Source organism: Streptomyces sp. NPDC002623, from assembly GCF_053592635.1.
The window spans coordinates 528,380-547,237 of the sequence record NZ_JBSFWB010000002.1 but is presented as its reverse complement, the minus strand read 5'-3'; the positions used below and the strand labels follow the sequence as shown (position 1 = coordinate 547,237).

Below are 18,858 nucleotides of genomic sequence, written 5' to 3'. Positions count from 1 at the left end.
GCGGCATATGTCGACTCATCGCATCCCAATGCTAATTACGCGTTTACAGTGGGTTCATATCGTGCCCCTACGTTCGCCGAATGCCAGACATAGACAGCCGGGTGCAGGGGGCGCACGTGCCCCGCCAGCGTGGCGGCGCCGCACTCGTCTCATATGTATTGCCCGTCTTCAACGAGCAGGACGGGATCCGTCACTTCCACGAGGAACTCGTGGCGGCACTTGGTGAACGCACCGAGTTCACCTATGAGTTGGTGTACGTCAACGACGGCTCCGCCGATGGCACGCTGCCCATCCTGGAAGACATCGCGAAGAACGACCCGCGCGTCCGGATCGTCGACTTCGCGCGCAACTTCGGGCACCAGATGGCCATCACGGCCGGTATCGACGTGGCGCGCGGCGATGCCGTGATCGTCATGGACACCGACCTCCAGGATCCGCCGAAGGTCAGCCTCGAGCTGATAGACGCCTGGCGGGAGGGCGCGGAGATCGTGCACGCCCGTCGGCGCAGCCGGCAGGACTCGTTCTTCAAGAAGACCACCGCGCACGCCTTCTACCGTCTGCTGCGGTCCTCCACCGAGGTGGACATCCCGGTGGACACCGGCGACTTCCGGCTCATGGACCGGCGCGCCGCCGACGAGCTGCGGCGCTTCCGCGAGCGCAGCCGGTTCGTGCGCGGCATGGTCGCCTCGATCGGCTTCCGGCAGAGCGAGGTGCACTTCGACCGCGACGAGCGGTTCGCCGGCGAGACCAAGTACCCGCTGAAGAAGATGGCGCGGCTCGCCATCGACGGGCTGACCGGCTTCTCCACCGCACCCCTGCGGATGATCACCAAGCTGGGCTTCGCCGTCCTCGCCTTCTCGCTGATCGGCATCGTCTACGCGCTCGCCATGAAGGTGCTGCGGCCGGAGATCACGGTCTCCGGCTGGACGATGCTGATGGTGACCGTCCTGTTCCTCGGCGGTGTGCAGATGCTGTCGCTCGGCGTGCTGGGCAGCTACATCGGGCGCACCTACAACGAGGTGCAGGGCCGGCCCCTGTACACCGTGCGGCAGGTCATCGCGTACGAGACGGAAGCCGACGGCGACCGTGCCGAGGGCGACCGCGCCGACGGCGTCGGCCATGGCGACTGACGCCCTGGAGGGCACCCGGACCCGCACCCGTGACCTCCGTCAGCTGATCACCTACGCGCTGGTCGGCGGCAGCGGAGTGCTCCTCGACATGGGCGCGTTCCTGCTGCTCTACAACGTGGCCGGGATGCACGAGCAGGTGGCCAACGTGCTCTCCACCAGCCTCGGCATCACCAACAACTTCGTTCTGAACGCCCTGTTCACCTTCGACAAGCGGGACCGGCTGCTGATGCGCTACCTGCGCTTCTACGCCGTCGGCCTGACCGGCATCGGACTGACGTTCGTGCTGTTCGCGGTGTTCTCCCGCGGGCTCGGCGTCGACCCGAACCTGGTGAAGGCCGGCTCGCTGCCGCTGGTGCTGGCCCTCCAGTTCGTGCTCAACAGAAAGTGGAGTTTCGCATGAATCTCGGCGTCATCGGCGCGGGCGCGACCGGCCTCACCGCCGCGTACGACGCGGTCAAGCAGGGCCACGCGGTCACCGTCCTGGAGGCCGCCGACGAACTGGGCGGGCTCGCCGCGTCGATCCCCGTCGGGGGAGTGCCGCTGGAGCGCTACTACCACCACATCTTCCGCAGCGACCGCCAGATGATCGAGCTCATCGAGGAACTGGGCCTCGGCGGCGACCTGCGCTTCCACAAGACCACCACCGGTGTGTACCGGGGCGGCCGGATGAACCCCTTCAGCACTCCGCTGGAGATGCTGACCTCCCCGCTGTACGGCCTGCCCGCCGGCATCCGCTTCGGGCTGTCGTCGGCGTGGCTGAAGGTGGTCCGCGACGGGGAGAAGTTCAACGACCGCACCGCCCTGAGCTGGGTGCGCAAGTGGGCCGGGCGGCGCGCCACCGAGGCCGTCTGGGAGCCGCTGCTGCGGGGCAAGTTCGGCGACCGCGCCGACCAGGTGTCCATGGCCTGGCTGTGGGCGCGGGTGCACTGCCGCACCTTCGAGCTGGGCTATCTGGACGGCGGGTTCGAGCGCGTGTACGCGACGCTGCGCGACCGGATCGCCGAGCGCGGCGGCAAGGTCGAGTTCGGCAAGCGGATGGAGACGATCCGGCAGGACGGCGAGGACGGGCCGGTCACCGTGCGCACGGCCGACGGCGCCTCGTACACCTTCGACCAGCTGATCGTCACCACCCCGCAGCCCGCCTTCGCCAAGGCCGCCGACGTGCCGGCCGACGACGCCGTCTGGCGCAACCAGTACCTGGGCGCGACCTGCTTCGTCCTGGAGCTGGACCGCAGCGCCATCCCGTACTACTGGCTCAACATCAACGAGCCCGACTTCCCGTTCCTCGCGGTCGTCGAGCACACGCAGATGATCGACCGCGCCCAGTACGGCGGCCGGCACATCCTCTACGTGGGCAACTACGTCGAGCGCGATGACTGGCGCTTCACCACCGATCCGGCCGAGCTGCTGGACCGGTACCTGCCGTATCTCCAGCGGCTGAACCCGCAGTTCGACCGCTCCTGGATCCAGGACTGGCACTTCTCCCGGGCGCCCTTCGCCCAGCCCGTGGTCACGCCCGAGTACAAGGCGCTGATCCCCGGTCACGGCACCCACCTCAGCCGGGTGACGCTCGCGACGATGTCGCAGATCTACCCGCAGGACCGGGGGCAGAGCTATTCGGTCGAGCTGGGCCACAAGGCGGCCCGGATCGCGGGCGCGGTCTGACCGACCCGGTCCGAACGACGCCGAGACGAGTCGGCCCCGGCGGTGAGTTCACCGCCGGGGCCTTCGTCTTTGCCTTTGCCTTCGCCTTCGTACGAGCCGCACGCACCCGCGTCAGCGCAGCTTGCACACCACGAGCTGCCGTCCCTCGGGCTTGGGGCAGTCGTACGTACGACGGATGTCGGCCGCGATCCGCGGATCGATGATCCCCAGCGACAGCCAACTGGGCTGGTACACGGCGTACTCGGCCGGGTGGTCCTGCGTGATGCAGCGGACGTTCTCCCGGGTCGACGTCAGCGAGGGGACGTCGGTGAGCTGCTTGGGCACGTTGAAGAAGGTGGGGAAGGGGTACCGGCAGGCGGTCGGGTGGTCGATGTAGTACGCCTGCTGGCCGAAGGTCAGGTACAGGACCGGCGCCCCGGCCGGGAGTTCGGCCTTCACCTGCTCGGCTGCGGCCTCCGCCGACCGCGCCTGCACCTTGAGCTCGGCGTTGGTCGTGACGATGCGCCCGAGGATCACCCGGACCCCGGACGTCGGCCACACGGTCGCCGCCAGGCACACCACGAGCGCGAGGACGGGCAGCGCCACCGGCAGGCGCGCGGCGCGCGGACGCGGCGTCCGCACCCGCCACAGGTCCACCGCACCGGCGAGCAGGGCCGCGGCCGAGGCGAGCCAGGCGATCACGTCCACGTCGACGTCGGCGCGGACCTGGGCGAGCAGCGGGGTCCCGACCCCGTACAGCAGGGCGAGCACGGTCAGGCACAGCGGGGGCCTGCCGTGCCGTCCGTACCAGCGGCCGATCGCGAGACCGGTCACGGCCGCGGCCACCGCCACCAGGCTCTCGCCGTGGTACGCGAACCAGTTGCCCTGGTAGACCACGACGGCCAGGCCGATGCCGCACACCAGCAGGGTGGTGACCACGGCCTCGATCCGCTGCCGGCGCGAGGCGAGCGTCGCGGCGAACAGCAGCAGCGCCCCGGGCAGCAGCGCGAGGACCGGCGTGAGCGCGGTCCGGTCGCCCACGTAGAAGGCGGTCCGCTGCAGCAGGTCGGAGACGACGAGCGGATCCTTGCCCCAGGCGTGCGCGTTGATGTGCGGCATGTCGCGCAGCCACTGCAGTTCGCGCGAGCCCGACCAGGCGCTGACCGCGAACAGCAGGCCGGTGGCGACGCCGCTCGCGGCGGCCAGCAACAGCCCACGTATACGGTCCACCGCGAAGACGACGACGAGCGCCATCGCGGCGGTGCCCGCGGTGGAGTACTTCATCAGGACGGCGAGACCGAGCGGCAGCGCGGCGAGCGCCGCGGCCTGCCAGCGGTTGTCGAGACCGAGCGCGGCGGCGACGGCGAGCAGCGCGAAGACGATCGCGAACCACTCCGGCTGCATGTAGTCGATGACGGGCGCGAAGGCCAGCGCCAGGGCGACAGCCCCCGCGACCAGCAGCGCGTCCCGCTCGGGCATCCGGCGGCGCAGGGCCCGGTGCAGCAGCAGACCGGCGGCCGCGCACAGGGCGAGGCCGAAGAACCGCAGGGTGGCTTCGCGCACCGCGTTCGAGCCGCCGGTGGCGGAGTCCAGAGCGGCCAGCAGCCAGCGGTAGAAGAAAGGCCGGTGAGCGAAGATCTCGGAGGGGGACAGGCCGCTTTTTCCCGTGGTGCGCAGGGCGGCGAGCACATAACGGAGGTCGAGAAAGACACCGGCGGTGAGCGTCGTGTAGATCAGCAGCCCGGCGGCGGTGAGGGCGGTCGTCCACCCCGCGGGAGAGGTGAGGCGCAGTCGGCGGGAAGCCGGTCTGTGCGGACTCTGACCGCGTTGTGCGGCCGGTGGAGTCGAGGTGGATATTTCGGTCACGTGCGCGAACCTAGCATTGTGCTTTGAGAGAATACTGTGGTGCCTAAAGAGGCGGAGGGCTTGTCACACCGAATTCACCTGAATGTCGATGACGGGACACACGAATGCAGATCCCGATTTCTTAAGATCTCTTGACTTTCCGCAGAGAATCCAGGTGCGCACACGTGGCCAACACACCGACCCTGTCCGTCGTCGTCCCCTGCTACAACATCGAGTCGTACATTGCCGAGACCGTGACCAGCCTGGTCAACAACGCTCGGGACGACTTCGAGTTCATCTTCGTCGAGGACAGGTCAACCAAGGACAAGACCTACGAGGCACTCCTCGCCCTCACGGAGCGGCTCGGGAACAGCCGGGTGATCCGGCACGAGCGGAACGGCGGACTGGCGACCGCGCGCAACACCGGCATCGACGCCGCGGACGGCCGCTACCTCACCTTCCTCGACGGCGACGACTGGCTCGCGCCGGGCTATCTGGCCCGACTGGTCGACGTCATCGAGCGGTTCGACGTCGACTTCGTCCGCGTCGACCACGTACAGGTCACCGGTGTCGAGCGGGCCGTCCACCGGGCGCCCGAGGGCCGCCGGCACACCCCGCTCGACCCGCGCACCTCGATCCTCCCCGTCGACGACACCACGATGGTCGACTACCCGTACGCCTGGGCCGGCGTCTACCACCGCCGCCTCCTCGACCGGGGCATGCTCCGCTTCCACGACGGGCTGCGCACCGCCGAGGACCGCCCGTGGATCTGGGACCTGCACCGCAGGGCCGAGTCCTATGTCGCCGCCAGCCTGCACGGGGTCTTCTACCGCCGGGGGATCGCCAGTTCGCTCACCCAGATCGGCGATGTGCGCCAGCTGGACTTCTTCCGCTCCTTCGACCTCGTCCTCGCCGAACTCGCCGACGACCCCGAGGCGGCCCGGCTGCGCACGAAGGCCCTGCGCAACTACTGCGTCGTCATCGCCCACCAACTCCTCGACCGGCACCGGTTCGAGCGCAGCGTGGCCGCGAAGCTGAAGCGGATGGCCGCCGACGCGCTCGGCGCGATGAGCGAGGCCGAACTGAGCGAGGCCGTGGTGGGGATGGGCGAGGAACGCGTCGACATGCTGCGCCGGGTCCGGGGCGGCCTCAAGGGAGTGGCGGCATGATCCAGATCTTCTTCTCGGCCACCCAGTACGCGGCCGCGACCGTCACCGCCGCGATCCGCGCCGGCCAGTTCGGCCCGCGCGAGGGCGTCCGCCGCCTCCTCGTCGTCAGCAACACCGCCTCGGTCCCCGAGGTCGGCACCCCGCTGGACCGGATGGCCGGCTTCGAGAAGCTGCGCCCCGAGTTCGACGAGGTGCACTCCTGGAACGAGTTCATCTCCCCGCACCACCCGGTCGGCTGGTCCCCGCGCGCCCAGGACGCCCAGCTGTGGGAGAAGGCCGTCCGGCTGGCCTGGGGTCTGGGCGACGAACCCGTCGAGATCGCCTGCGAGTCCATCCAGGCCAACCCCTCCCGCGCGGTCGCCGACATCTTCGCGGACAGCCCCATCCATGTGTACGCGGACGGCCTGATGAGCTACGGCCCCACCCGCAACCGCATCCCGCACGGCATGAGCAGCCGCATCAAGCGCGTCCTCCACCTCGACCTGGTGCCGGGCCTCACGCCCATGCTGCTGTCCGAGTACGGCGTCGAGCCCGAGGCCGTGCCGGGCGAGGCCATCGTGGACGTCCTCGCGCAGATCGGCGAGTCGGGCGCCGGCATCCTCGCCGAGCGCCTCCCCGCCGACCACCCGCCCACCGCCGTCCTCCTCGGCCAGTACCTCTCCGCCATCGAACTGATCACCCAGGACGAGGAGGAGCAGCTGCACATCCGCATGCTGCGGGCCGCCGCCCGCGCGGGCCACGAGGATGTGCTGTTCAAGCCGCATCCGAGCGCCCCTGCCGTCTTCAACGACGCGCTGGAGGCGGTCGCGAAGGAACTCGGCGTACGGCTCACGGTGCTCAACGAACCGGTCCTCGCCGAGACGGTCTTCGCCTTCCTGAAGCCGAAGCTCGTCATCGGCTGCTTCTCCACGGCCCTGATGACCGCCGCCGCCTTCTACGGCATCCCGGTCGCCCGCGTCGGCACGGAGCTGCTCCTGGACCGCATCACGCCGTACGAGAACAGCAACCGCGTCCCGCTCACCGTCATCGACGCGGCGCTGCCCGACGCGGAGCGCGCCGATCTCGGCGCCCCGCTCGAACTCGTGGGAGCGGCAGCGGAGTTGACGCCTCTGGTGCGGGCGGTGGGGTACTGCATGCAGTCCCGCAAGCATCACGCCCTGCGCGACGAGACGGCGGCCTGGCTGACCGAGCATCTGGCCGAGTACCAGCGCTACTTCAAGCGCCGCCGCCTGACCAGCCTGCGGCTCCCCGGCGGGGCCCCGATCCGGGCGGAGGCGCTGCGCCGGCATCCGGCGGTGCGCCGGGCGGTGCGCCGGATCCGGTCCACGGCGGCGGCGCGCCAGGGCTGACGCCACGGAGCCCCGCGAGCCCCGCGAGCCCCGCGCCCCAAGAGGGGCGCGGGGCTCCGTCGTTCGTTGTGGGGGCCGCTCAGGCGCGGCGCGCGGGCTGCGTGGCCAGCGCCTTCCTCAGCCGGGGCCCGAACGGCTTCTCCACGAACTTGTGCAGCAGCCAGGCGATCCCCAGCATGCACAGGATCGTCGTGGCGATCGTCAGATACGGGTTCAGACCGAACTCGCGGTACAGCACCCGGATGAAGAACCAGCCCAGGTGCTCGTGGATCAGGTAGAAGGGGTACGTCAGCGCCCCGGCCACCGTCAGCCAGCGCCAGTTCGCCTTGCTCGTCCAGCCCAGGGCCACCGCGGCGACGGCGACGAAGGCGACGAGGACGATCAGCTCGATGACGTGCGGGTTGCGGTGGAAGGCGCCCTGCGGACCGGGGTGCCACAGGGCCGTGACCGAGTAGCGCTGGCCCAGCAGGAAGCTGAACACCACGATGCCCCACAGCAGCAGGTCGCTGCCGAAGCGGTAGATCAGGTAGAGGGCGAGGCCGCCGATGAAGTACGGCGCGTGGTCGCGCATCACCAGCTGGTCGGTCAGCGGGTGGTCGGCGACCCGGGCGAAGACGCCGGCCAGCGTCCACAGGATGCAGAACATCACCACCCGCCGGTAGGTGACGCCCTTCCAGACCACGAACAGCGCGAACAGGGCGTAGAAGCGCACCTCCACCCAGAGCGTCCAGTCGACGCCCAGCACCCGGGGCACGCCCATCGGCTGCTGCAGCATGGTGAAGTTGACCAGCACCTCGTCCGAGCGGAGCGGCGCGGAGACCGCCGGCGCGACGAAGCAGGCGGCGGTGACCAGGACTATCGCAGCCCAGTACGCCGGGTACAGGCGGGAGACCCGGGAGCGGAAGAAGTCCCCCATGCTCTTGCCCCAGCTGCTCATGCAGATCACGAAGCCGCTGATCAGGAAGAAGAACTGCACGCCCAGGCTGCCGTAGGTGGCCATCTGGGACAGCAGGGGGAACTTGTCGGCGGGGGACTGGTGCCAGGAGGACGCGACCTCGCCGTTCTTGCCGGCGTAGTGGTAGAAGCAGACCATCAGGGCCGCCAGCAGACGCAGACCGTCCAGGGCGCGCAGCCGGTTCTCCGCCCGGGGCCGGACCTCGGTCCGGTCGGGCAGGGAGAGTTTCAGCCTGGGTGCCGGTTCCGGTGCCGGTGCTGGTACCGGTGTCGTGGCCTGGTCAGCCGCGCTCATCCTGAGGACCTTCCGTTGTAGCCATGGGAGCCGATCTGGAAATGTGTTCGGACGCTACGGACCTGCCGCGAGTGACGGATGTGGAGCGGCTGACCCAGGGGCAGCGCGGAGGTTTCGATCCGATGAACCCCCGAGCCGCCCGGCGTCCCGCCCGCCCTACCGTTTGCCGGTCACCCGCTTCAGGGCCCGCGCCCGGCGGGCGAGCCGGCGTACGGCCGCGTTGCGCGGGATGAAGGCGAGCTGGGCCGGTACGGCGCCGGGCAGGGCCAGGGCCGCCAGGCGCCGTCGCTTGAAGTAGCGCCAGGTGTGCGGGTTCAGCCGGGTGGAGAGATAGCGCTCCGCCTCGCCCCGCAGCCCCGGGTGGATCTTGGGCTGCATCGCGAAGCCGACCGCTTTGAGGAGCAGCGCCAGTTCCGCCGTCCGCTCCGCCGACGGCATGCTCCAGCTCTCCACCGCCGACTTGTCCGCCAGGTCCGGCAGAGTCGCGTCGGCGATGGTGAGCGGCACCCGGTCGCTGTTCTGGTAGGGCGTGAGCCTGGCCAGCACGGTGTCGGTGCCGGCCCGGGCGACCGGGAGGCCGTACAGACCGGCGGCGGTGAGGAGCGCGGTGGAGAAGCAGCCGACGACGAGCGCGGGCCGTAGCCGCTGGTAGGCCACCTCCGCGAGGACCGGCCCGTCGAGGAGCGTGAGTTCGGCGCCCAGTCTGCCCGCCTCGTCCTCCAGCCGCCGGGACCAGCGGACGGGCGCCGTGGGGTGCGGCTTGAAGACGAGCGTGCGGTGCCCGAGCGCCACGGCCCCGCGCACCATGCCCAGGTACAGGTCCTCCTCCTGGGCCTCGCTGAGGATGCCGAGCTCCGCGAGGCGCTGTCCGAGCAGCAGCGCCGGTCGCACCTGCTCCCCCTGCGCTGCCGGGGCGGGCGACCCCTCGTCCCCGTCGGCCAGTTCGGCCAGCACCTTCAGGAAGGCCTCGGACGGCACCGGCACCGCCGGCACCCCGAACTCGGTGAGCAGCAGCGGGCTGAGGTCCGGGACGAGATCGAGGTGCAGCAGCCGGTCGACACGGGTGCCGACCAGCGGGTCGATCTTGTCGCGGGTGGGGCCGTAGCTCAGCGGGCCGTCGGCGTAGACGTCGACGGGAGCGCCGGTGAACACCTGGCACAGCGCGAGCGCCGGGTTGAGGTGAACGGACTCCACGGCCAGCCGGACGTCGTCCTCGCCGAGGTCCCACAGCAGCCTTATGTGCCGCTCCCACAGCGGGATGTCGTCGCCGCGCGGCGACCAGCCGCCGGGGTGGAACGGGGCGATGGTCTCGTTCCAGGACAGCACCTCGTCGAAGCGCTCACGGATCCGGGCGAAGCCCGGCATCGCGTCGACGGACGGGGTGATCTCGGGGTTGGCCGCGCTGTTGGCGACCAGCAGCAGCCGGCGGTCGGTCGGCTCGAAGAGCCCGGCGTCCAGAGCGGCGGCCAGGGTCGCGGCGCCGTACAGCGTCGAGACGCAGAAGATCCGGGTGGTGCGAGCCATCAGACGGCCACCGCCCGTGCCGTCGTCGGCCTGCGCCGCACGCGCCGCAGCACGCCTGCCCGCTGTACGTCCATCGAGTCCATGACCTCCGCGAGCACGTCCTGCGGCATTCTCCGCAGGGCGGCGGCGCACAGGGAACGCAGTTTGCGGGCCACGGCGGGTTCGAACCTCTCGATCGTGCCGAGGTGATGCGTCATGACCGCGCAATAGGTGCGCACTGCTTTGGGCAACAACTTATCCGCCTCGGGGTCACGTGATGTTTCCTCGATGACCTGGTCGAATGCACGCACGAAATCCAGTTGTCGGACATCTCCGATCTGGGTGAGCGACGAGGTCACACCGCGCCGGTAATAGACGCCCAACAGCCCTACCACGGCGAAGGATTCGGCTTCCCGGTGGAGCTTCCAGATCCAGGGCCGGTCCTCGGCCGTCCGCAGTCCGTCGGTGAAGTGCAGCAGACCGCGGTCGACGAGCCGGCGATGGTATACACCCGCCCAGGCGTAGGCGTAGTCGACCGACGTCGACCGGTCCGCGGGCAGGATCGCGGAGCGCGGGCTCAGCACCGTCCCGCGCCGGCCGTGCGGGACGCGGTGGACGGCCCGGGCCCGTCCGGTGGACTGCACATGGTCGGTGCGGACGAAATCGCACCCCAACTCCTCGATGGAGGCCAGGAGTTGCGGAAAATAGCCCGGAGCGAGCCAGTCGTCTCCGTCCAGGAACGTCAGGTACTCGCCGCGCGCGCGGTCGATCCCGGTGTTCCGAGCGGTCGCCAGCCCCCCGTTCTGGTCATGTCTGACGTACACCGCGCCCGGCAGTTCGCGCTCCGCGCGCTCCAGGAGGGCGGGCGTCGCGTCGGTCGAGCAGTCGTCGACCAGAATGAACTCGAAGTCCGCATGGGTGTTCGCACGCAGGCTCACGAGAGTGTCCGACGCGTATTGCTGCACGTTGTAGAACGGCACGATGACGGAGAGCTTTGGCACAGTGAAACCCTAGGGCGCAGCCCGGCGGCAAATATTTCCGCCGGGGGTATGGGGTATGAACTCGGTGTGTCGGAACGGTGCATCACATCTAATTCCTGGCCAATGGCCAGGCGGTTCGGTATTCGGTGATGTGTTGTTAACTCATTGTTGACTTGTGGTTGGCACACGGCTGGATTTCCCTTTCTACGGTCATGACCGTGCCAGCAAGCAATGCGAAGCCCCTCCGGATCGCAGTCCTCGCGGACTCCGACACCCGCTGGAAATGGGGCGCCCTCACCGCCGGCCGGATCGCGCCGGACCGTGCGCAGGCCGGCCTCGTCCTCGACGGCTTCCTGCTGCGCGGCCGGGCCACGCCCACCGCCCGGCAGCTCACCGAGGTGGGCGTGCGCGCCGACTCGTTGCGCGAGGTGACGGCGGTCGAGTTCCTGCGCGCCATGGGCGAGGAGGGGGCGGAGCCGTACGACGTCCTGGTCCTCGCGCTCGTCGGCGGCGGCGTCCAGGCGATGCTGCACGGCCTCGGACGGGTGTGGGAGGACCGCGAGCGGCGGCCGGTGGTCGTCACCGGGTACGTCGGCGTCGTCTACGAGAAGCTCGCCGACGGTCTGCTGCTGCGGCACGGCGCGGACCTCGTGCTCGCCAACTCCCGCCAAGACGCGGAGCGCTTCCGCGCCGTGTTCGAAGGGGTGGGCGCCGACGCCTCGGCGGTGACCGAGGTCGCCCTGCCGTTCCTGGGCGGCGCGCCGTACACGGGCGAGCGCGACCCCTACACGGTCGTCTTCGCCGCCCAGCCCTCCGTGCCGGAGAACCGCAGGGACCGCACGTACCTCCTCGAACGGCTGGTGCGGCACGCGCGTCTGCACCCCGAGCGCGAGGTGCTGCTGAAGCTCCGCTCCCGGCCCGGCGAGCACACCACGCACATCGAGGAGCTGCCCTACCAGAAGCTGGCGCAGAAGCTCGATGCGCCGGCCAACTTCCGTCTGGTGTACGGGAACATGGGCGAGGTCCTCGACCGCACCGACCTGATGGTCACGGTCAGCTCCACGGCCGCCCTGGAGTCCCTGCACCGCCGTATCCCCACCGTGGTCCTCACCGACCTCGGGGTGCGCGAGGCGCTCGGCAACCACCACTTCGTCGGCTCCGGCTGCCTCTCCTCCTGGGACCGGCTCGACGCCGGCCACCGCCCCGTCCCGGACGAGGAGTGGGTGGCCCGCCAGGGCGTCGCGGCCGGCGGCGGCCCCGCCGGGGAAGGCACCTACGACCGCGCCTTCGACGCGGCCCGCGAACGCATCGCCAAGCTGCTGGACCGGCCCTCCGGTCTGCCCCCGCTCACCCCCTACTACACCCTCGCGACCGCCTCCGGCTATCTGCCCGGCATCCTCGCCCGCCACCACCTCGGCCCCGACGGCACCCCGCTGCCCGGCGCCCCCGCCGCCGACAAGGAGCCGGGCCCCGTGCGCCAGATCGTGCGCCGGGCCGCCCGTGGCGCCTACCGGCACGGCGTGCAGCGCGTGGCCCCGGTGATCCGGCGGATGGGGGAGCTGTGAGCGATCCGACTCAAGGAGTTCAGCCCATGTTCGACACAGCGGCCGGGGTACGCCGGGTGCTCGCCGTGATCCCCGCGCGCGGCGGCTCCAAGGGCGTCCCCGCGAAGAACCTCGCCTCCGTCGGCGGCATCCCGCTGGTGGCGCGCGCGATCCGCGAGTGCCTGGCCGCCCGGCTGGTGACGGACGTCGTCGTCTCCACCGACGACCAGGCCATCGCCGTCGCCGCCCGCCAGGCCGGCGCCGAGGTCGTGCTGCGCCCGGCCGCCATCGCCGGGGACACCGCCACCTCCGAGGCCGCCGTCGCGCACGCGCTCGACGTCCACGAGGCGCTGCACGGCGCCTCGGTCGACGTCGTCCTGCTCGTGCAGTGCACCAGCCCGTTCCTCGTCCGTGAGGACGTCGACGGGGTCGCGGCGGCGGTCGTCGAGAACGGCGCCGACACGGCGGTGACGGTCGCGCCGTTCCACGGCTTCGTGTGGCGCGACGCCGATCAGCAGTCCGAGGGCGGCACGGGCGTCAACCACGACAAGTCCTACCGCCCCCGCCGCCAGGACCGCCCCCAGGACTACCTGGAGACCGGCGCCGCCTACGCCATGCGGACCAAGGGCTTCCGCGAGCACGGCCACCGCTTCTTCGGCCGCACCGAGCTGGTCCGCACCGACCCCGCGCGCGTGCTGGAGATCGACGACCCGCACGACCTCGCGCGGGCGCGGGCGCTGGCCCAGATCTTCGACGCGGACCTGCCCGGCGCCCTCCCGACCGCGGACGACATCGACGCGGTCGTACTCGATTTCGACGGCACCCAGACCGACGACCGGGTGCTGATCGACTCCGACGGAAAGGAGTTCGTCTCCGTGCACCGCGGCGACGGACTCGGCATCGCCGCCCTGCGCAGGAGCGGGCTGAAGATGCTGATCCTCTCCACGGAACAGAACCCGGTCGTGGCCGCCCGGGCCCGGAAGCTCAAGCTCCCGGTCCTGCACGGCATCGACCGCAAGGACCTCGCACTGAAGCAGTGGTGCGAGGAGCAGGGCATCGCGCCGGAGCGCGTGCTCTACGTCGGCAACGACGTCAACGACCTCCCGTGCTTCGCCCTCGTGGGCTGGCCCGTGGCGGTCGCGAGCGCCCATGACGTCGTGCGCGGCGCCGCACGCGCGGTCACCACCCTCCCCGGTGGCGACGGCGCGATCCGGGAGATCGCCGGCTGGATCCTCGGACCCTCTCTCGATTCCCTCACCAAGTAAGGAAATCCCCGCAATGAGCACCAACTCCCGTCTGCGTACGTTCGGTTCGCGCGAGGTCGGCCCCGGCCGCCCCGTCTACATCTGCGGCGAGATCGGCATCAACCACAACGGCGAGCTGGAGAACGCCTTCAAGCTCATCGACGCGGCCGCCGAGGCCGGCTGCGACGCCGTGAAGTTCCAGAAGCGCACCCCGGAGATCTGCACCCCCCGCGACCAGTGGGACATCGAGCGCGACACGCCCTGGGGCCGGATGACGTACATCGACTACCGCCACCGCGTGGAGTTCGGCGAGGACGAGTACCGCAAGATCGACGAGTACTGCAAGGAGAAGGGCATCGCGTGGTTCGCGTCCCCGTGGGACACCGAGGCCGTCGCGTTCCTGGAGAAGTTCGACGTCCCGGCCCACAAGGTCGCCTCCGCCTCCCTCACCGACGACGAGCTGCTGCGCGCCCTGCGCGGCACCGGCCGCTCGGTCATCCTCTCCACGGGCATGTCCACCCCGAAGCAGATCCGCCACGCGGTCGAGGTCCTCGGCTCGGACAACATCCTCATGTGCCACGCCACCTCGACCTACCCGGCGAAGGCCGAGGAGCTCAACCTCCGCGTGATCAACACGCTGGAGAAGGAGTTCCCGAACGTCCCGATCGGCTACTCCGGCCATGAGACGGGCCTGCAGACCACGCTCGCCGCGGTCGCCCTCGGCGCCGCCTTCGTCGAGCGTCACATCACCCTCGACCGCGCCATGTGGGGCTCCGACCAGGCGGCGTCCGTGGAGCCGGGCGGCCTGACCCGCCTCGTCCGCGACATCCGCACCATCGAGGCGTCCCTCGGCGACGGCGTGAAGAAGGTCTACGACTCCGAGCTGGGCCCCATGAAGAAGCTGCGCCGCGTCTCCGGCGTCGTCGCCGAGGCCGAGATCGCCGCGGCCGCGGGCGAGCCGGTCACGGTCTGAGTCTCCCTCCGAGTACCGCTACGAGTGCCTTACGGACGGACGGTCGTACGTCGATGATCCCCCGCGCCGGGAGTACCGGCACCCCCCACACCCTCGCCTTCGTCGAGAGCCCGGTGCAGCTCCTGAACGTCCTGGAGTGGGCGCACGCCCAAAAGCTCCACGGGCAGGCGGAGCCCGGCGCGGGGTTCACCCTCGTCGTCCTGTCCCCGACCGACCCGATGACCCGCGGCCAGCTGCGCCGCATGGCCGAACTGGCCCGCGGGGAAGGGCACACCGTCCGCTGGGAGGAAGCCCGCGGCGGCGCGGCCGCCCCCTTCCGCACGATCGGCGGCCTCACCCGGCTGCTGCTGCGCGCGGAACGGATGGTGATGGGCGACCCGTTCTCCCGTTACGTCCAACTGCTGCTGACGATCACCCGGGCGCGCGAGCTGGTCGTGGTGGACGACGGCACGGCCACGATGGAGTTCGTCGGCCAGCTGGCCCGCGGCGAGCGCCTCGTGCGCTGGCACCGCAAGGGCGGCCGCACCGGCCCGCGCGACGTGCTCTTCGCCCCGGTCTCCGCCTCGGCCCGCCGCCGCCTCACCCCGACCGCGACCCGCAGCGTCGAGGTCTTCTCCTCCATGCCGGTACCGGAGGCCCCCACCGGCGTCGCCCTCACGGTCAACTCCTTCGCCTGGACCCGGGACCGTTTCGGCCCGCCGCGCGTGACGAAGGGCGCCGACATGGTGGGCACCTCGCTGGTGGAGACGGGCGTGGTGGACGCCGACCACTACCTGACGGCGGTCCGCACCCTGGCCAGGACGCACGGCGTCACCCGCTACTTCGCCCACCGCCGCGAGAGCACGGACAAACTCCACCGCCTCGCGGTCGAGACCGGCCTCGAGGTCGTCCGCCCGGACCTCCCCCTGGAGCTGATCGCCCGCCGGGGCCCCATAGGGCGGACGGTCCTCAGCTTCCCCTCCACGGTCGTGCACACCCTGCCCCTGGCCCTCTCCGGGACCGACGTCCGCGTCACGGTCTGCGACATCGACCCCGCCTGGCTCACCGAGCACGCCTCCCCGAGAGCCCAGGGCTTCCTCTCCGGCGTGACGGGAACGGCGCGAGACGTCCACAGACTGACGACGGTCAGCGCGATGTGACGGGCCCCGGGACCCTCGACCGGTCGCGCTGTGTGGCGGCCCGGCCGCGCGCGGGTGATGATTCCGGGATCGGCCCCCGGTCACGGTGGTCCCGGTACGTGGACAGGCACGGCGTGCCAGGAGTGGTCCGTGGTATCCGTGAAAGGAAGGAAGAAGTGTGGGCGGCTGCCGGAAAGCCGGTCGAGTTTACCCACCGCCCACAGCAGCCATGCGCCGCGCGACCGACTTTTCTTCCCCTGAGGGGTTGAACTTTTGTTGATCGTAGGTCGGTCGACCGTCCCGGCGTCCTACCCTTCAGAGGGTGAAGCAACTGATGTCCCGAGAGTCCGAGGCCGATCCTTCCGGGGAAGACACGCTCCCCGGTGTGCTCCCAGGCACCTTGCCGGAGGCGCTGCGCGCAGAACTCGTGGCCTTCCGCCGCGACCTGCACATGCACCCCGAGCTCGGCAACCAGGAGTTCCGTACGACGGCCGCGATCAAGGCCCGCCTCGAGAAGGCGGGGCTCCAGCCACGCGTGCTCGGCATCGGCACCGGCCTCATCTGTGACATCGGGACCGTGGACGCGGGGGCGGACGACGTGCCCGTCCTCGCCATGCGCGCCGACATCGACGCGCTGCCCATCCCGGACACGAAGACCGAGTGCGCCTACCGGTCCACCGTCCCCGACCGCGCCCACGCCTGCGGCCACGACGTGCACACCACCGTCGTCCTCGGCGCCGGACTCGTCCTCGCGGAACTGCACCGGCAGGGCCGGCTGCCGCGCCCGGTGCGGCTGATCTTCCAGCCCGCCGAGGAGGTGCTGCCCGGCGGCGCCGCCGACGCCATCGAGTGCGGCGCGCTGGACGGCGTCGGCCGGATCATCGCCGTGCACTGCGACCCGCGCGTGGACGCCGGGCGGATCGGTCTGCGCGAGGGCGCCATCACCTCCGCCTGCGACCGGCTGGAGATCTCCCTGGACGGCCCCGGCGGCCACACCGCCCGCCCGCACCTGACCACCGACCTCGTCACGGCGGTCGCCCGGGTCGTCACCGACGTGCCCGCGCTGGTCGGACGGCGGGTGGACACCCGCGCCGGGCTCGCCGTCACCTGGGGCCGCATCGAGAGCGGGCACGCGCCCAACGTGATCCCGCAGCACGCCGAGCTCTCCGGGACCGTCCGCTGCCTGGACATCGAGGCGTGGCGGCAGGCCCCGGACATCGTCGTCGCCGCGATCGACGAGGTCGCCAACCTGCACCGCGCCAAGTCCGAGATCAACTACGTGCGGGGCGTCCCCCCGGTCGTCAACGACGCCGACGTCGCCGCGCTGCTGCGGGACGCGATGGTCGTCCGGCGCGGCGAGGCGGGCGTGGAGTCCACCGAGCAGAGCCTGGGCGGCGAGGACTTCTCCTGGTACCTGGAGCGGGTGCCCGGCGCGATGGCCCGCCTCGGCGTCCGCCCGCCCGGCGAGCGCACCGTGCGCGATCTGCACCAGGGCGACTTCGACGCCGACGAGTCGGCGATCACCGTCGGCGTGGAGCTCTTCACGGCCGCCGCGTTGCTCGACGCGACGACCCGTTTGAGCTGAGAGAGCCGGAAGTTCCACAGGGGGGCGAAGGGTGTCCGAAAGGTAACCCTTCGCCCCCCTGTGTCACCCACCCGTAACGCCGAGGACGCGCTTGTAACCCGGGGGCGGCACGAATCGATAACGGCCGCGAGAAACCCCGTTCCCCTCCCCTTCTACGCGCGTTACTGTGCGCCGGAATCGCCCACCTGGAACGGCTTGTTGGGGAGCCCTCCCGGAACGGCGCCACCAAGGGGAATGCGGGCCGGTATCGGCGCCGTGGGGATGAAGGGGTGCTTGCAATGCGTCTGATATCTCGGAGGACGAGATTCACCCGGGCTGCGGTGACCGTCGCGGTCGTCGCTCTCGCCGCCGCCGGCTGCGGCAAGTCCAAGTCCGACGCCCAGGCCGAGGCCACCGAGTCGGGCAAGTACTCGGGCAAGGGCATCGGTCTGGCGTACGACATCGGCGGCAAGGGCGACCAGTCGTTCAACGACGCCGCCTACGCCGGTTTCGAGAAGGCCCAGAAGGAATTCAAGATCGGCGGCCAGGACGTCGAGCCGCAGGACGGCGAGTCCGACGCGGACAAGGTGCAGCGGCTGAGCCAGCTCGCCCAGGCCGGCTACAACCCGGTGATCGGCGTCGGCTTCGCCTACGCGCCGGCCGTCAAGGAGGCCGCCGCCAAGTTCCCGAACATCACCTTCGGGATCATCGACGACGAGCAGGTGCAGGCCAAGAACGTCGCCGACATGGTCTTCCACGAGGAGCAGGCCTCCTACCTGGCCGGCGTCGCCGCCGCCAAGGTCTCCAAGAAGGCGCACATCGGCTTCATCGGCGGCGTGGACATCCCGCTGATCCACAAGTTCGAGGCCGGCTACATCCAGGGCGCCAAGTCGATCAACCCGAACATCAAGATCGAGTCGCAGTACCTGACGGAGACGGCCCAGGAAGGCGGCTTCTCCAGCCCCGACAAGGGCAAGACCGCGGCGAGCGGCCAGATCGAGGCGGGCGCCGACGTCATCTACCACGCGGCCGGCCTGTCCGGTCAGGGCGTCATCACCGAGGCCGCGGCCAAGAAGGTGTGGGCCATCGGCGTCGACTCCGACCAGTACAGCCAGAGCGCGCTGGCGGCCTACAAGGACTACATCCTCGGCTCGGCGCTGAAGAACGTCGGCGGCGCGGTCTACGACCTCGTGAAGTCCGTCGTCGACGGCAAGCCGCTGTCCGGCGTGGTCCGCGGCAGCCTCTCCAACGAAGGCGTCGGCTTCGCCGACACCAACCCGAAGTACAAGGCGATGACGGACGTCGTCGCGGCCGTCGACAAGGCCAAGAAGGCCATCATCGACGGCACGATCACGGTCAACACCAAGTAACGACCGGAAACCGGCCCCAGCCCGCCCCACCCGCCACTTGCTACGCCCTTACGGGCGTCCTCGCAGCCCATGCGCCCCTTGCTTCCCGCAAGGGGCGTTCGGCTGTCCGTAACCTTGGCTCCATCTGTGGCCACAGCTCGGTAACGGACCGGACAGAAGGGTTTTTCCGTCTGGTC

Annotated in this window: 15 protein-coding genes; 11 read left to right on the top strand and 4 right to left on the bottom strand. The window is 70.5% G+C overall.

All coding sequences use genetic code 11. The features are described 5' to 3' along the window. Positions 1-80: 80 nt before the first annotated feature. The 3 genes from ACWD4O_RS05170 to ACWD4O_RS05160 are packed head-to-tail and all read left to right on the top strand — an operon-like array spanning position 81 to position 2,795. Positions 81-1,130, top strand: a complete 1,050-nt coding sequence (locus ACWD4O_RS05170) for a glycosyltransferase family 2 protein (protein ID WP_450950806.1) — start codon at positions 81-83, stop codon at positions 1,128-1,130. Next, positions 1,120-1,530, top strand: a complete 411-nt coding sequence (locus ACWD4O_RS05165; protein WP_451277538.1) for a GtrA family protein — start codon at positions 1,120-1,122, stop codon at positions 1,528-1,530. The genes ACWD4O_RS05170 and ACWD4O_RS05165 overlap by 11 nt, the downstream gene beginning before the upstream one ends. Next, positions 1,527-2,795 (top strand): NAD(P)/FAD-dependent oxidoreductase, encoded by a 1,269-nt coding sequence (locus ACWD4O_RS05160; protein WP_451277536.1) that lies wholly within the window; start codon positions 1,527-1,529, stop codon positions 2,793-2,795. Before ACWD4O_RS05165 ends, ACWD4O_RS05160 begins: the two co-directional genes overlap by 4 nt. A gap of 111 nt (positions 2,796-2,906) precedes the next feature. Here the strand turns inward: ACWD4O_RS05160 and ACWD4O_RS05155 are convergent, their stop codons facing one another. Further along, positions 2,907-4,640 (bottom strand): hypothetical protein, encoded by a 1,734-nt coding sequence (locus ACWD4O_RS05155; protein ID WP_451277534.1) that lies wholly within the window; start codon positions 4,638-4,640, stop codon positions 2,907-2,909. 164 nt (positions 4,641-4,804) lie between these two features. Here ACWD4O_RS05155 and ACWD4O_RS05150 point away from each other — a divergent pair, with 164 nt between their 5' ends. Together ACWD4O_RS05150 and ACWD4O_RS05145 are read left to right on the top strand one after the other, a co-directional pair. After that, positions 4,805-5,788, top strand: a complete 984-nt coding sequence (locus ACWD4O_RS05150; RefSeq protein ID WP_451277532.1) for a glycosyltransferase family 2 protein — start codon at positions 4,805-4,807, stop codon at positions 5,786-5,788. Then, positions 5,785-7,137 carry an alpha-2,8-polysialyltransferase family protein gene (locus ACWD4O_RS05145; RefSeq protein ID WP_451277530.1) on the top strand — a complete coding sequence of 451 codons (1,353 nt, stop codon included), beginning with the start codon at positions 5,785-5,787 and terminating at the stop codon, positions 7,135-7,137. Before ACWD4O_RS05150 ends, ACWD4O_RS05145 begins: the two co-directional genes overlap by 4 nt. 79 nt (positions 7,138-7,216) lie before the next feature. On the opposite strand, the gene ACWD4O_RS05140 is transcribed toward ACWD4O_RS05145, so the two are convergent. The 3 genes from ACWD4O_RS05140 to ACWD4O_RS05130 all read right to left on the bottom strand — a co-directional run bounded on the left by ACWD4O_RS05140 (position 7,217) and on the right by ACWD4O_RS05130 (position 10,890). Then, the gene (locus ACWD4O_RS05140) at positions 7,217-8,386 is read right to left on the bottom strand and encodes an acyltransferase family protein (RefSeq protein ID WP_451277528.1); all 1,170 of its coding nucleotides are present in this window, start codon (positions 8,384-8,386) and stop codon (positions 7,217-7,219) included. Positions 8,387-8,542: 156 nt separating this feature from the next. Beyond that, on the bottom strand, positions 8,543-9,910 hold the full coding sequence (locus ACWD4O_RS05135; RefSeq protein ID WP_451277526.1) for a polysialyltransferase family glycosyltransferase: 1,368 nt from the start codon (positions 9,908-9,910) through the stop codon (positions 8,543-8,545). Next, a complete protein-coding gene (locus tag ACWD4O_RS05130) occupies positions 9,910-10,890 on the bottom strand; it encodes a glycosyltransferase family 2 protein (RefSeq protein ID WP_451277524.1) in 981 nt (326 codons plus the stop codon). The genes ACWD4O_RS05135 and ACWD4O_RS05130 overlap by 1 nt, the downstream gene beginning before the upstream one ends. A 197-nt stretch (positions 10,891-11,087) precedes the next feature. Here ACWD4O_RS05130 and ACWD4O_RS05125 point away from each other — a divergent pair, with 197 nt between their 5' ends. The 6 genes from ACWD4O_RS05125 to ACWD4O_RS05100 all read left to right on the top strand — a co-directional run bounded on the left by ACWD4O_RS05125 (position 11,088) and on the right by ACWD4O_RS05100 (position 18,682). After that, the gene (locus ACWD4O_RS05125) at positions 11,088-12,434 is read left to right on the top strand and encodes a DUF6716 putative glycosyltransferase (protein ID WP_451277523.1); all 1,347 of its coding nucleotides are present in this window, start codon (positions 11,088-11,090) and stop codon (positions 12,432-12,434) included. A gap of 26 nt (positions 12,435-12,460) precedes the next feature. Continuing rightward, on the top strand, positions 12,461-13,678 hold the full coding sequence (locus ACWD4O_RS05120) for a cytidylyltransferase domain-containing protein (RefSeq protein WP_451277521.1): 1,218 nt from the start codon (positions 12,461-12,463) through the stop codon (positions 13,676-13,678). 13 nt (positions 13,679-13,691) lie between these two features. Then, on the top strand, positions 13,692-14,630 hold the full coding sequence (locus ACWD4O_RS05115; protein ID WP_451277519.1) for an N-acetylneuraminate synthase family protein: 939 nt from the start codon (positions 13,692-13,694) through the stop codon (positions 14,628-14,630). 53 nt (positions 14,631-14,683) lie between these two features. Then, positions 14,684-15,769: a hypothetical protein gene (locus ACWD4O_RS05110; RefSeq protein ID WP_451277517.1), complete on the top strand. Its 1,086-nt coding sequence runs from the start codon at positions 14,684-14,686 to the stop codon at positions 15,767-15,769. 313 nt (positions 15,770-16,082) lie between these two features. Next, on the top strand, positions 16,083-17,333 hold the full coding sequence (locus ACWD4O_RS05105; protein ID WP_451277515.1) for an amidohydrolase: 1,251 nt from the start codon (positions 16,083-16,085) through the stop codon (positions 17,331-17,333). A 278-nt stretch (positions 17,334-17,611) separates the two neighbouring features. After that, complete coding sequence (locus ACWD4O_RS05100) at positions 17,612-18,682, top strand: BMP family lipoprotein (RefSeq protein WP_451277513.1); 1,071 nt, start codon at positions 17,612-17,614, stop codon at positions 18,680-18,682. Positions 18,683-18,858 lie beyond the last annotated feature (176 nt).

Coding starts and splice junctions, on each gene's coding strand:
- ACWD4O_RS05170 (WP_450950806.1), top strand. CDS start 81: ATGCCAGACATAGACAGCCGGGTGCAGGGGGCGCACGTGCCCCGCCAG.
- ACWD4O_RS05165 (WP_451277538.1), top strand. CDS start 1,120: ATGGCGACTGACGCCCTGGAGGGCACCCGGACCCGCACCCGTGACCTC.
- ACWD4O_RS05160 (WP_451277536.1), top strand. CDS start 1,527: ATGAATCTCGGCGTCATCGGCGCGGGCGCGACCGGCCTCACCGCCGCG.
- ACWD4O_RS05145 (WP_451277530.1), top strand. CDS start 5,785: ATGATCCAGATCTTCTTCTCGGCCACCCAGTACGCGGCCGCGACCGTC.
- ACWD4O_RS05140 (WP_451277528.1), bottom strand. CDS start 8,386: ATGAGCGCGGCTGACCAGGCCACGACACCGGTACCAGCACCGGCACCG.
- ACWD4O_RS05135 (WP_451277526.1), bottom strand. CDS start 9,910: ATGGCTCGCACCACCCGGATCTTCTGCGTCTCGACGCTGTACGGCGCC.
- ACWD4O_RS05120 (WP_451277521.1), top strand. CDS start 12,461: ATGTTCGACACAGCGGCCGGGGTACGCCGGGTGCTCGCCGTGATCCCC.
- ACWD4O_RS05115 (WP_451277519.1), top strand. CDS start 13,692: ATGAGCACCAACTCCCGTCTGCGTACGTTCGGTTCGCGCGAGGTCGGC.
- ACWD4O_RS05110 (WP_451277517.1), top strand. CDS start 14,684: ATGATCCCCCGCGCCGGGAGTACCGGCACCCCCCACACCCTCGCCTTC.
- ACWD4O_RS05105 (WP_451277515.1), top strand. CDS start 16,083: ATGTCCCGAGAGTCCGAGGCCGATCCTTCCGGGGAAGACACGCTCCCC.
- ACWD4O_RS05100 (WP_451277513.1), top strand. CDS start 17,612: ATGCGTCTGATATCTCGGAGGACGAGATTCACCCGGGCTGCGGTGACC.